Annotated in this window: 9 protein-coding genes; 3 read left to right on the top strand and 6 right to left on the bottom strand. The window is 54.2% G+C overall.

Features of this window, described 5'->3' with window-relative positions; genetic code table 11:
* Positions 1-43 precede the first annotated feature (43 nt).
* Together M2418_RS13610 and M2418_RS13605 are read left to right on the top strand one after the other, a co-directional pair.
* Positions 44-1,297: an LVIVD repeat-containing protein gene (locus tag M2418_RS13610; RefSeq protein WP_250984976.1), complete on the top strand. Its 1,254-nt coding sequence runs from the start codon at positions 44-46 to the stop codon at positions 1,295-1,297.
* A gap of 161 nt (positions 1,298-1,458) precedes the next feature.
* Entirely contained in the window at positions 1,459-4,218 is a 2,760-nt protein-coding gene (locus M2418_RS13605; protein WP_259147152.1) for a M16 family metallopeptidase, read from the top strand.
* 58 nt (positions 4,219-4,276) lie between these two features.
* Here the strand turns inward: M2418_RS13605 and M2418_RS13600 are convergent, their stop codons facing one another.
* The 4 genes from M2418_RS13600 to M2418_RS13585 are packed head-to-tail and all read right to left on the bottom strand — an operon-like array spanning position 4,277 to position 8,134.
* Positions 4,277-5,089, bottom strand: coding sequence for an ABC transporter ATP-binding protein (locus M2418_RS13600; RefSeq protein WP_250984974.1), 813 nt, complete (start codon positions 5,087-5,089; stop codon positions 4,277-4,279).
* Complete coding sequence (locus M2418_RS13595; protein ID WP_250984973.1) at positions 5,086-6,126, bottom strand: iron chelate uptake ABC transporter family permease subunit; 1,041 nt, start codon at positions 6,124-6,126, stop codon at positions 5,086-5,088. The genes M2418_RS13600 and M2418_RS13595 overlap by 4 nt, the downstream gene beginning before the upstream one ends.
* The gene (locus tag M2418_RS13590) at positions 6,123-7,115 is read right to left on the bottom strand and encodes an iron ABC transporter permease (RefSeq protein WP_250985121.1); all 993 of its coding nucleotides are present in this window, start codon (positions 7,113-7,115) and stop codon (positions 6,123-6,125) included. Before M2418_RS13590 ends, M2418_RS13595 begins: the two co-directional genes overlap by 4 nt.
* Before the next feature lie 47 nt (positions 7,116-7,162).
* Positions 7,163-8,134 carry an iron-siderophore ABC transporter substrate-binding protein gene (locus M2418_RS13585; protein WP_250985120.1) on the bottom strand — a complete coding sequence of 324 codons (972 nt, stop codon included), beginning with the start codon at positions 8,132-8,134 and terminating at the stop codon, positions 7,163-7,165.
* Positions 8,135-8,465: 331 nt separating this feature from the next.
* Here M2418_RS13585 and M2418_RS13580 point away from each other — a divergent pair, with 331 nt between their 5' ends.
* Positions 8,466-10,607, top strand: coding sequence for a TonB-dependent siderophore receptor (locus tag M2418_RS13580; protein WP_259147397.1), 2,142 nt, complete (start codon positions 8,466-8,468; stop codon positions 10,605-10,607).
* Positions 10,608-10,685: 78 nt separating this feature from the next.
* Here M2418_RS13580 and M2418_RS13575 read toward each other — a convergent pair whose 3' ends face one another.
* Together M2418_RS13575 and M2418_RS13570 are read right to left on the bottom strand one after the other, a co-directional pair.
* A complete protein-coding gene (locus tag M2418_RS13575) occupies positions 10,686-11,738 on the bottom strand; it encodes an ABC transporter ATP-binding protein (RefSeq protein ID WP_250984972.1) in 1,053 nt (350 codons plus the stop codon).
* Entirely contained in the window at positions 11,738-12,784 is a 1,047-nt protein-coding gene (locus M2418_RS13570; RefSeq protein ID WP_259147149.1) for an NAD(P)-dependent alcohol dehydrogenase, read from the bottom strand. The genes M2418_RS13575 and M2418_RS13570 overlap by 1 nt, the downstream gene beginning before the upstream one ends.
* Between the last annotated feature and the right edge of the window lie 4 nt (positions 12,785-12,788).

Genomic DNA, 12,788 nt, shown 5'->3' with positions numbered 1-12,788 from the left:
CGCCGCCCGCAAGGCGGCGTTTTCCCTTTACCAAGCAATGAGAATGGCCATGACAGACCTGCCAAAACCGGATTTCGCCCGCAATATGAAACTGATTGGCCATAGCGATATTGGCGGTCGTGGTGATGGCCTGCAGCTTATGGTTCACCACAACCACGCGTATATTGCCCACCCCTGGTCGCAGGGCTTCTCAATCGTCGACGTCTCGGACGCCAAGAACCCGCGTACGGTCAATTATGTAGCGGCGCCTGCGAACACCTGGAACATCCATCTGCAGACACACGGCGATCTGCTTTTGGTCATCAATGCGCTTGACCTGTTTGCCGACGTCGAAACCTTCACCGATGAGAAGGCCTATTACACCAAGTCGGTAGGTGAAACCGTCGCGGCGACAAAACGCGAGCGTTCCTGGACGGCTGGAATGAGCGTCTACGATATTTCAAGCCCCGCTCAGCCCCGCAAAATCGGCCAACTGGATGTCGACGGCGTCGGTCTGCACCGCATCTGGTACGTCGGCGGCCGTTACGCCTATGCTTCAGCGCTTCTGGATGGTTTTTCGGATTATATTTTCGTGACTATCGACCTTGCCAATCCCGCGAAACCCGAACTTGTCGGTCGCTGGTGGTTGCCGGGCATGAACCTTGCGGCTGGCGAAACACCAAACTGGGGTGAGGGGCGTCGTTATGCACTTCACCACGCCCTTGTGCATGGCAACACAGCCTATGCCTGCTGGCGCGATGGCGGCCTGACCCTTCTTGATGTGTCGGATCATTCCGCACCAAAGCTTATCAAACACCACAACTGGTGCCCTCCCTATGGCGGTGGCACGCACTCTCCATTGCCATTGCCAGGACGCGATCTGCTTGTCGTCGCCGACGAGGCGGTACTTGATAACGAAGAAGACGGCCGCAAACATACGTGGGTATTCGACATCCGGGTTCCCGAAAACCCGATCAGTATTTCGACATTCCCGATCCCAAATGAGATCGACTACACCAAAAAGGCCGGCCATTTTGGTCCACACAATCTTCACGAAAACCGCCCCGGTTCGTTTGTGTCGGAAACTCTGATTTTTGCGACATGGCAGAATGCCGGTATCCGGGCATTCGATATATCCGACCCCTATCACCCCGTTGAAACGGGCGCGCTCGTACCGGCTGGCCCAACAACAATGACGGACCGGAGACCAAATCGGCCTAGGGTTATCCAGTCGGCTGACGTTTTTGTTGATGCCAATGGCCTGATCTATGCAACCGACTACAATGCTGGCCTTGAAATAATCGAATATGGCGGCTGATCGCAGACGCTAGCACCCCTATGGTCCGTTGATGATATCGGAGGACCATAGGTTTCGCTTTTAATCATTCGCCAAATACTCAGATTTTTTGTGAGATCAAACGAGATCAAACGTCGAATACCAGTGAACGCATTCGTTCGTGGAATTTTGAAAGTGACGTTATGATCTTTGTGCGCGCCGTGTTTGCCCTAGTTACCCTTTTTGCCGGACTTCAGTTTGCTCAGGCTAATGGTGTGGAGTGGGACAAGAAGGTGACGCACGGAAAGTTGGATAACGGCCTCTCCTACATTCTCTACGACAGCAAACGCGCAGATGAACCGTTCAACATCCGCCTTGTTGTGCACGCCGGATCTGTTGATGAAGAGATACCCCGTGGCACTGCCCACATCCTTGAACATATGGTGTTCCAGTCGACGCAGGCGCACCCCGAGACATTACACACCTACTTTCAGAAGCTTGGGTGGCGCACCGGCGTGCAGATCAATGCAGTCACGCGCGAAGCAGAGACCCAATATATGGTTCGTACCCGCCCGAATGATGCGCTCGATGTAGAAGGGTCCTTGGCGCTGGTTGCTGACATGGCCTTTGGCGCGAAACTGTTGGCCGAGGACTGGGACAAAGAACGTTTCGTCATTCTTGAAGAACTGCGCCATGATAACAAGGTGGCTGAACGCATCAACCGACAGAAAAAAGAGCTGCTGCGTGCAGGTTCGCGTTATGTTGATCGTCCGACTATTGGCACACGTGAGGGAATTGAAGCGACGACCATCGCTGACATCAAGGCGTTTTACGATTCCTATTATGTCGCGTCCAACATGACCCTGATCGTCTCTGGCAGGATAGATGCGGCAAGCACTGAGAAGGCGATTATCCGTCTGTTTGGCTCAGCACCGAACAAGCCACAACCATCCAGAGACTACGTGGCATTCCCGTTGAAAGATGAACTCTCCATCGGCCAGGTACAGGACCCACAGGGCACCACCTCGCAAGTAACCTATGCTTTCAGACTGGAAATGCCACCCCGTCAAAGCGATGACGGCAGACTTGCCTATCTCGAGAAATATTTCCTGACCCGCCTGATGCGCGACGCGATACAGACGCAGGGCGAACATTACGGTGAGATGGTCAATTCTCTCAGTTTCGTCATTCAAGAACCTGTAGAGCGGCGGCTTATTCTGGCCTTCAACGCCAGAAGCGAAAATCATGACAGAGCGAAAGACATTTTGCTTGAAAGTGTCGAGCGACTGCGGCGCACGGGCCTGTCTCGGGATGGCTTCGACGCTCTGATGAAAGATGCTGTCCGGATCAACAGTCGCAATCCTGACGCCGCAGCCCAGCGAACCTATGCGGAGTGGGAAGACCGTATTACCAGCGCGGTGATGATGGATTCCGTGCTGCAAGACGCAGCTGAAAAGGCGAGGGACACACAAGCCCTGCTAGAGCAGATCACCTTCGAAAGCCTGTCTGCCCGTATGCAAGACATGCTGCGCGCGCCCGACCAGGTGATGATGTATCAGGTTCCGGGCGACAAGACGGTAGAGCTTCCATCGGTCGACGATATCAGTGCCCAACGTCAGGCGTTGTCCACGGTTACAGCACTCCCCGATTTGCCCGCGATTGTAGCTAAGGCGCCGGTTGCGAAAGAGCAACCGCTGCCAATATGGCCAACAGACGCGACGGTTGATGAAACGGGAGAAATCGTTTCGGAAACCCGCCATGACAACCCAACGATACAGGAATGGGTCCTTTCGAACGGCGATCGCGTGGTCTGGCTGGCGCGCGACACGACGGATGGCAAGGTCTATCTATCAGGACAATCCAGACCGGGTTTCATGAATGCCGAGTTCGGCAGCACAGTTTCACAGGCTGCCATTCAACTCTGGGAACAAAGCGGTTTTAATTTCTGGTCACAGGACGAATATGAACTTTGGAAAAAAGCCCAGCCAGCGAGGTGGAGTTGGGCGCTGAAGGACAGCATGCTCGACGTTGCCGTGGCTGCAAAACCGGAACAACTCCCCGAATTGTTGCGTCAATATGCAGCGAGTATAAAATTTGGTCTGGTTCGTGAAGAGGCATCTGACGCTTTCCGCACCCAGATGGCCAGCAACCTCACCTCTGCCAATGAATATTCGCAGTTGCTCTACGGAGAGTCTGCCGATCACCCCGGCGATGCAAACATTGGAGTGATTGATGCACAGGCGTTGGAAAAAGCAGCTCGCGCGCTCGTCGCGGAACCGGTAACCTGGTTTGCGGTCGGTCCCGCCCCAACGCCTGAGACCAAAACCACATTTGCAAAAACACTGAGTGCGTTGGCACGCGCTCCGTCTCTCACACCAGCGCCCGCCAGGCAGCAAGACGGCATACACAAAAAGAGCATTCAAACATTTAGGGATCATCGGGCCCAGGTCGAAATATCTACGTTCACAGCCCTTGAATGGACGCCAGAAAAAGCCTTCCTCATTTCGACGCTGACACCACTCGCACAGCAAGCGCTGAAAAATGAACTGCGCAATCATCTTGGTGGCATCTACACGCTGCAGTTTGAGTTGCGCATGGACCCAGAGACCAACCGCAGCATCAGTACCTTGTCGTTCATTTGTGCGCCGGAGCGGGCAGAAGAGCTGGCAGACGCTGCCATAAATGTCCTGAAGAACATGCCGCAGAACATACAGGCTGTGGACTTCAAGCGATTGCAGGCAGACATCGACTTTGCCGAAAGCGGGCGTATGAGTGACGCCAACACTTGGCTGCGCCGACTGTCTTTGAGTTACCGCCGTTACGGCGACCCGACCTACCTCAGCAACATGCCAAAATTGAGCGAACAGTTGACGCCGATCGCGTTGCAGACCTATGCCGAGCAGGTGTTTAAAACAGATAATATAGCTGTGCTGACCCGCTTGCCTCTGGCCAAGGCGCAGTAATTGCAACGTTCAGATCGCTAGACGCAGCGTGTTGATAGTTGCTGCGTCTGCTCCGTAATTATACGGCCTTATCACCGACCATCTGATGCCTGCCCATCGGCAGCATCAGCGGCCGCCCTGAGGTAGGGTCGGTTATGATGCGGCTCTCAAGGCCAAACACCTGTCGCACATTGTCCTCTGTCAGAACCTCTTCCGGCTTTCCCGTGATGTGCAGTCGTCCACATGCCATGGCGACAAGATAGTCGGCATATCGTGCCGCCAGATTGAGGTCGTGGAGAACCATGACGATTGTCGTTCCACGCGACTGATTGAGATCGGTCAACAGATCCAGCACCTCAATCTGATGGCTGATATCGAGGAAGGTCGTTGGTTCGTCCAGCAACAGGACTTCAGTCTGCTGCGCCAGTGCCATTGCAATCCAGACACGCTGCCTTTGTCCGCCGGAAAGTTCGTCGACCGGCCGTTCTGCCAGCTCAACAGTTTTGGTGGCAATAAGCGCTGTCGCGACAGCTTCATCATCCGCTGATGTCCAGCGCGTAAACATGCCCTGATGCGGATGCCTGCCACGGCTGACAAGGTCTGCCACCATGATACCTTCAGGCGCGATAGGGGATTGTGGCAAAAGCCCCATCACTTTCGCCAGTTCCCGTGATGGCATTTTGTGAATGGACTTGCCGTCAAGCAGCACGTGGCCTGCACGCGGCGTAATCAGCCGCGACATGGTGCGCAGCAGTGTCGACTTGCCACAGGCATTGGCGCCAACAATCACTGTGATTTTGCCATGTGGCACCACCAGATCGAGGTCATTCAGAATGACGCTATCGCCATACCCGGCTGAAAGTTTCGTGGCGGCAAGTGAATAGGTAGTCATAGTGAACCTCCGGCGCGATTGACGCGCACGATAAGGAAAATGAGGTAGGGGGCGCCGAGCGCACCCGTAACGACACCGACCGGATAACGGCTGGGCAACAGGAATTGCCCGCAATAATCGCCAACCAGAACGAGCGTTGCGCCGACCAGTGCCGAAGGCACAAGCAACGAACCATTGTTACCCATGATCCTTGCAGCGATCGGCCCGGAGAGGAAAGCAACAAATGCAATAGGCCCGGCCACTGCTGTGGCAAATGCGATCATTCCAACTGATGCGATGATAACGATGATCCGTGTCTTGGCGACACGCACGCCAAGTGCTGCGGCAGTATCATCGCCGAGCCGTAAGGCTTCCAGATCACGAACGCGGGTCAGCAGCAGTCCACCGAAGGCAGCCAAGGCGAGAATGAGCGGCAGTGTCTGCGACATCTGTGCACCGTTCACACTGCCCGTCAGCCAGCGCATCGCCTCCTGAAGGCTCCAGGCCGGCGCGACAGACAATATGTAAGCAATAAAACTCTGCAGCATGGCAGAGACACCAATGCCGACAAGGATCAATCGCGTCCCTGCAACACCGTTGCGAAACGACAGAGCATAGACCAACAGCGCAATACCAAGCCCGGAGACGACGGCGAAAACTGACACGATCGGCCCGCTGAGCGACAGGACAACAATGGCAAAAACCGCAGCGGCACTTGCGCCGGAACTGATGCCGATAATGTCAGGGCTGGCGAGTGGGTTGCGGAGCATGATCTGAAAGGCGACGCCACCCATGCCAAAACAAAGTCCCGCAACAATGGACAGGACAGCGCGCGGCAACCGCAACTGACCAACGGTGAAACTCAAACCCGGGATATTCTCACCAAGCAAAACACGGATAACGTCTTTCGGCGGCGTAAACGTCTGGCCGGACATCAGCGTCAGTGCACAGACGGCACATAACAACACCACCAGACCGGAGATAACAAGCCACCGGCCACTAGCGCGCTGACGCCGGTTTCCAGCGATCGAGGTGATGACAGGGGAAAGCATGCTCATAATTCACGCACCCTTTGCCGCCTGACAATCCAGATAAAAAACGGCGCCCCGACGAGTGCAGTGACAATGCCCACATCCAACTCGGCAGGCCGTGCCACGATGCGTCCCATAATGTCCGCGGCCAGTAGTAGGCAAGCTCCACTCAAGGCCGAGAAAGGCAATAGCCAACGGTGGTCTACCCCCACCAGCAGGCGGCACAGATGTGGAACGACGAGACCAAGGAAACCGATCGGACCACAAATCGCAGTCGTTGCACCACATAAGAGGATTGCCCCGAATGACGCTATGGCCCGGGCAGTCGCAACACGTTCGCCCAGACCAGCGGCCAATTCATCGCCGAGCGCCAATGAGTTCAACTTGCGAGCCGACAACAGGCTGATTGCAAAACCAACGATCAGAAACGGCAGCACATGAGAAATACGCTCAAATGTCGCCCCACCAACACCACCGATCTGCCAGGCGCGAATACCGCCCGCAATATCATTGCGTGGCAAGACTACAGCGATAACCAAAGAGGAAAAAGCGACCGATGTCGCGGCACCAGCCAGTGCCAATTTGAGCGGTGTCGCACCGCCGCGCCCCATCGAGCCGATGACGTAAACAAAAACAGCTGAAATGCCGGCACCTAAGATGGCGACCATGATGTAGGCGTATGCCGACGCGATACTGAACCACGCCACACCCACCACGACCGCCAAAGACGCACCCATATTGACGCCGAGAATGCCGGGATCAGCCAAAGGATTGCGGGTAACGCCCTGCATGATCGCACCTGCCAAACCGAGTGAAGCGCCCGCAAGCAATGCAAGCAGAGTCCTTGGCAGTCGGACTGCGACAGCAGCTTGGCTTATATTATCCGTATGGCCACGCAATGCCATTACGATATCGCTCCAAAACACGTCTCGTGTACCGATCGCGACCGACAAGGCGCACAAAAAAGCAAGTGCTGCCAGCACTAGAACCAAACCCAAGAACCGCGAACGGCGCATATTTCCCGGAAAAGCCTTCGCAGCCTGCGAGGACCCTTTATTCAATATCATTTGGACTTTCCCGCCGCCTCGGCAAGCAGATTGACGTAGTCTTTCAACACCCACGAAATCGACAATGGTGTTGGATTGGATGCAGTACCGAGTGGATTGCGGCCCAGCATGACGATTGCGCCATTCGCGACTGCGGGCATTCGCGAAAGCAGGGGATCAGCGTTCACCGCATCCAGCAAGGCCTGGCTGCCGTAAGTCACGACGATATCAACATCATCAAAGGCGTCGACACGTTCTGCACTGACGCCCGCAGCAAACTGGCCCTTGGTGGTTGCATCCAAAACGCTCTTGGGTGACTTAAGACCGAGATCGGTAAAAAACTTCACGCGAGTGTCATTGGCGGTATAAAAATTGACGATGCTGAGGTTCGTGGTGTCGAGATGCGTCACAAACATTGCCGACTTGCCCTCAAGCTGACGATGCCCAGCGACCGTATCAGCGATCTCCTTTTCAATCCGCTTAATCAGCGCATCGCCTTCTTTCGCCATGCCGAGCCCGGCGCTGTTAAAGCGGATCATATCGCGCCAATCAGTCGCCCAGGATGATTCCGGATAGGCAACAACCGGTGCAATCTGGCTCAACGTGTCGTAATCGGCCTGACTGAGGCCGGAATAGGCTGCGAGAATGACGTCCGGCTGGGTTGCAGCGACGGCCTCGAAGTCAATTCCATCCCCCTCATCAAACAGCACGGGCTTTTCAGTACCAAGCTCTTTCAGCTTTTCAGCGACCCATGGCAACAGACCGTCGCCATCGTCATCGCCAAAATTGGCTGCTGCAAAACCAACGGGAACAATGCCCAATGCCAACGGAACTTCATGATTGGCCCAAGCGACAGTCGCGACGCGCTCTGGCTTTTTGGCAATCGTGGTTGTTCCCAACGCATGTTTGATGACGATCGGATAAGACGTGTTTTCGTCTGCACGGACCTGTGTGAATGCCAGCAATGAAAGGCATGTCACAACCACCATTGCGTAAAAACCGAAGAACCTTGGCACGGGCAACCCTCCTTGATATTTAAAGTTGGCTTTCCAGTTCCAGTTTAATGGGGATGCGTCAAGGTTTACGCAAACGACCAACCGGCAGCGCGTCAAAGTTTCCGGAGTTTCATACAAAACCAGAGGAATCTACAATACCAGACTGTACGCCTCAAGTTAACAAGCGCCGAAGGTGAATACAGGGTATCGCCACAGTTCGTGCCATTTTGCATCAAAGCGACGCACAGAACCGCTTTGGCAAAGGACTAAGAAAAGCACCCTGTTGGTGACCAGCAACAACAACGCCAACCTCTGGAATTTGGACATGCACAGCAAAAAAAACGGCAGCGCAGGCAAACGGTCCGGTCTTCATTATCGCAATGCTGCCCTTCTTGGATGCACGGCACTGATCGCTTTTTCGCCGGTAACATCGCTGGCGCAGGATACCGAAAGTTCGGGTACCAATACTGTTTTGCAAACTATTACTATCGATGGCGCCGGCGCGGATGATGACAGCAAATCCATTGTCGCTACCAAAACAACCAGTGGCGGCAAAATTCCTACGGACATCATGAACACGCCTGCCAGCGTGTCTGTGATCACGTCAAAAGAAATCCAGCAACGTGGCGCGCAGAACGTCGAAGAAGTGTTGCAATACACCGCTGGCGTCACGACTGATTTTTATGGCTCAGACGACCGGTTTGATTATTTTAAGGTTCGCGGTTTCGATGCCTATATGTATCGAGACGGCCTTTTGATCGGTCGTCCCTTTGGTGGTCTCCGTGAAGAGCCTTTCGCATACGAACGTGTAGAAGTGCTAAAAGGCGCCAACTCGGCAACATTCGGCGTTTCTGACCCAGGTGGCGCCGTCAACTACATGACGAAGCGACCCAGAAACGAAAGGTTTGGCGAAGCCTATGTGACCGGGGGATCTTACGACCGCGCCGAAACAGGGATCGATTTTGGTGACAACATCACTGAAGACGACACGCTATCGTATCGCATTACGGGCAAGGTCAAAAATGCAAAGGCCGAGTTCGATTTCTCGAATGATGACGAGAAGTTTTTTATGGGCGGCCTTACATGGCGTCCTACCGATGTCACCAGCCTGACCGTCGTTTACGATCATCTTAATACTGATGGCGTACCGGGAAGTGGTGGTCATCCTGTTGGGACGGATTTCAGCAGAAGTCGTTTCTTCGGCGAGCCGGATTTCAATTATCGCGGAGTCAACAGAAACTCCTTGAGCGTCATGTTCGATCATGATTTTGGCTCAGGTCTGAGCTTCAGTACAAATGCCCGATATAGTAAAGCAAACACCGATTTTGGTTACGCATATATTGCGTCGACGCCAACGAATGGCTCTACGACTGCTAAGCGTTCATTCTTCGCAGACGATTCATCAGATGAGAATTTCATCGTTGATTCACGTCTGCAATACGAGGCGAACTTTGACGCAGTCGAAAGTAAGACCCTGTTTGGCGTCGAATACAATAACCTATCCTCTGATGGTCAGATCAACTTCGGTGACGCACCCGGCATTGATTGGACCAACCCGATATATTCGGGCGCACCAACATCAGTTCCTCTGGGTGAAATAACGCGAAATCGCCAATACACTACGGCTATATATGCACAACAAGATTTGACGTTCTCCGAAAAACTCATAGCCACCGTCGCGCTTCGAAATGATTGGCTTGATTTGAAGCAACACTCCACTTCGTATTGGACAGGGTCCGAAGTGGTTAGCAATGATGAAGACCGCGTGAGTGAGCTTACTAAGCGCTTTGGCGTCACCTATCGATTTACTGATGCGTTTGCCGCCTATGCAAGCTACGCGGAGTCGGTGGCACCACCCACAGTAGGCGTTCAACCCGAGCGCGGCGACCAAATTGAATTGGGTGTAAAATATCAACCGACAGATTTTCCGGGTCTATTTACTGCCGCGATTTACGACCTGACCAAGTCAAATATTACTGTCACGAACCCAGTGACAAATCTTCCGTCGACCATCGGTGAAGTTAGGGTTCGGGGATTGGATCTTGAGGCAAAAACAGAGGTGACAAACAACTTCAGTTTGACAGCAGCCTACTCGTACCTGAAATCAGAGATCACTGAGAATGGCACTGGCGGGAACATTGGCAACGAACTGCAATTCGTACCCAATCATTCAGCTTCGTTGTGGGGTAATTATACTCTCGAGGGCAACGACACCATTGGCGACATGACTTTTGGCTTGGGTGCTCGTTACATTGGATCTTACTATTTCGACGATGCAAACACGCAAAAAACTGGAAACAACGTCGTTTTCGATGCGTCGTTCAACTACAAGATTCAGGAAAACACATCGCTGGATCTGAATGTCAGCAATCTGTTCGACAAGAAGTACGTCGCTTATGGCGGTTTTGGAGCTGACTTCTACAATCCGGGCCGGTCGTTCGCCGTCACACTGCGCCGGACTTGGTAACAAAATACCCCCACCTGACAAAACGTCGGGTGGGGGTAAACGTTTTAATACCTGCCTTGCCAGACATGGCGTAATCGATCAGGCTGACAGACGCTGTCCACTCGTCGTATCGAACAGATGCAGGTTTGCAGGATCAACGTCGAAGCCGATGTTTTGCCCCACATTCAGGCGCGTTTCAGCTGGAAGTGCGACGCTGAATTCATGGCGACCATTCTTCAGTGTTACCAGACGTGTTTCGCCATGAAACTCGTTGCGATCAACCTGTCCACGGAAGGTTCCGGCCGTTTCGTTCAGGCGAAAAGCGCCAGGACGAATACCAACTGTCACAGCACCGGGGCGGACATTGAAAGGTGCGCCCAAGTTGACTGTGTCACCAGCCAAAACGCCATCTGATGCCTGTAGCTCCAGGAAGTTCATGTTCGGCGTACCAATGAAACCGGCTGCAAACAATGTGGCAGGCGTCTGATAGATCTCCTCTGGCGTACCCATCTGTTCGATATGACCATCCTTCATCAGCACGATGCGATCAGCCAGCGTCATGGCCTCAAGCTGATCATGTGTCACATAGATGCTGGTGGTTTTCAGGTCATGGTGCAGACGGGCGATTTCAACTCGCAGGCTTCCGCGCAGCTTGGCGTCGAGGTTTGAAAGCGGCTCGTCAAACAGAAACACTTCCGGTGTCTTGATCATAGCACGCGCAATCGCCACGCGTTGCTGCTGACCACCGGAGAGCTCTGTCGGTTTGCGCGACAGATAGACGTTGAGACCCAGCGCTTCGACGACCGGTGCCAGACGTGCGTTGATGGCATCCTTTGCAACACCCGCACGTTCAAGACCGAATACGATGTTCTCGCGAACGGTCATATGCGGATAAAGCGCGTAGTTCTGGAACACCATGGCAATACCACGATCACCGGGATCGCGGTCATTCATACGCTGACCACCGATGAGAAGATCGCCGCCAGAGATATCTTCCAGGCCGGCAATCATGCGAAGCATGGTGGATTTTCCGCAGCCCGATGGGCCGAGGAAAACCACGAATTCATGGTCATTGATCGACAGGTTGAAGTCACGCATGACTTCAAGCGAACCGTAGACCTTACGGATGGAACGGCATTCGACTGTAGCCATCAGCTCGTTTCCTTATCCAGCACGATTTGCAGCTTCACATCTTCAGGGCGCCCTTCGGCAGCCCGCTCAAAAGCAGCAATCGATTGATCGAAATTATATGTGTCCGAAACGAGCGGCTTGAGATTGACCTTGCCAGCAGCAATCAGCGCCAGCGCACGGTCAAAGACGTTTGCGTAGCGGAACACGGTCTCAATACGGCACTCACGGGCGCAGGCAGCAGCGATATCGAAAGGAACCGGCTCCGGTGGCAAACCAACCAGAACGACAGTGCCGCCCGGACGCACGACCTTGAACAGGTCCCGTATGGCAGCAGGTGCACCGGAGCACTCAAACACGATGTCTGCGCCCCAATTTTCTGTCGCCTCATTTACGGCGCTGACAATATCTGTTTCGCGCAGATTGATGCCGGTGATGCCTTCGTAGGTCTCAGCCAATTTCAGCTTGGTTTCGGACAGATCCGAAATCAATACGCGCGAGCAACCGCCAGCCAGTGCCGCCAGAGCAACCATGATGCCGATGGTGCCGCAGCCCATGACGACGGCTGTATCGCCGGGCGTGATGTGGGCGCGGGCAGCTGCCTGCATACCAACAGCAAAAGGCTCGACCATCGCACCTTCTGCGAAGGAAACATTGTCAGCCAGCTTGTAGGTGAAACCGGCAGGATGCACGGTCTCCGGGCAAAGAATGCCGTGAACAGGTGGTGTGGCCCAGAATGTAACGGCAGGGTCGACGTTATAGATACCGAGACGCGAGGCGCGCGAGATCGGGTCAGGAATGCCAGGCTCCATGCAGACACGGTCCCCGACTTTGAGATGGGTGACATTGGCACCAGCCTCGATGACCGTACCGGCAGCTTCATGACCGAGCACCATTGGCTCGTTGACCACGAAATCACCAATACGACCATGTGTGTAGTAGTGCACATCGCTGCCGCACACACCAACCGTATGCAGGCGGATACGGACGTCATCCGGTCCCATGGTCTGGGGCAGATCGATATCGCGCAGGTTCAATTCGCCAACGCGTTCCAGGACAAGTGCTTTCATTGAA

Source organism: Rhizobium sp. BIGb0125 (genome assembly GCF_024810055.1).
Lineage (GTDB): Bacteria > Pseudomonadota > Alphaproteobacteria > Rhizobiales > Rhizobiaceae > Agrobacterium.
The sequence above is the reverse complement of the archived record's forward strand: the minus strand, read 5'-3'. Positions and strand labels throughout refer to the sequence as shown.

What these genes read in the sequence shown, in the direction of transcription:
- M2418_RS13610 (WP_250984976.1), top strand. Translation starts at nt 44, where the DNA reads ATGGCCATGACAGACCTGCCAAAACCGGATTTCGCCCGCAATATGAAA.
- M2418_RS13605 (WP_259147152.1), top strand. Translation starts at nt 1,459, where the DNA reads ATGATCTTTGTGCGCGCCGTGTTTGCCCTAGTTACCCTTTTTGCCGGA.
- M2418_RS13600 (WP_250984974.1), bottom strand. Translation starts at nt 5,089, where the DNA reads ATGACTACCTATTCACTTGCCGCCACGAAACTTTCAGCCGGGTATGGC.
- M2418_RS13595 (WP_250984973.1), bottom strand. Translation starts at nt 6,126, where the DNA reads ATGAGCATGCTTTCCCCTGTCATCACCTCGATCGCTGGAAACCGGCGT.
- M2418_RS13590 (WP_250985121.1), bottom strand. Translation starts at nt 7,115, where the DNA reads ATGCGCCGTTCGCGGTTCTTGGGTTTGGTTCTAGTGCTGGCAGCACTT.
- M2418_RS13585 (WP_250985120.1), bottom strand. Translation starts at nt 8,134, where the DNA reads ATGGTGGTTGTGACATGCCTTTCATTGCTGGCATTCACACAGGTCCGT.
- M2418_RS13580 (WP_259147397.1), top strand. Translation starts at nt 8,466, where the DNA reads ATGCACAGCAAAAAAAACGGCAGCGCAGGCAAACGGTCCGGTCTTCAT.
- M2418_RS13575 (WP_250984972.1), bottom strand. Translation starts at nt 11,738, where the DNA reads ATGGCTACAGTCGAATGCCGTTCCATCCGTAAGGTCTACGGTTCGCTT.
- M2418_RS13570 (WP_259147149.1), bottom strand. Translation starts at nt 12,784, where the DNA reads ATGAAAGCACTTGTCCTGGAACGCGTTGGCGAATTGAACCTGCGCGAT.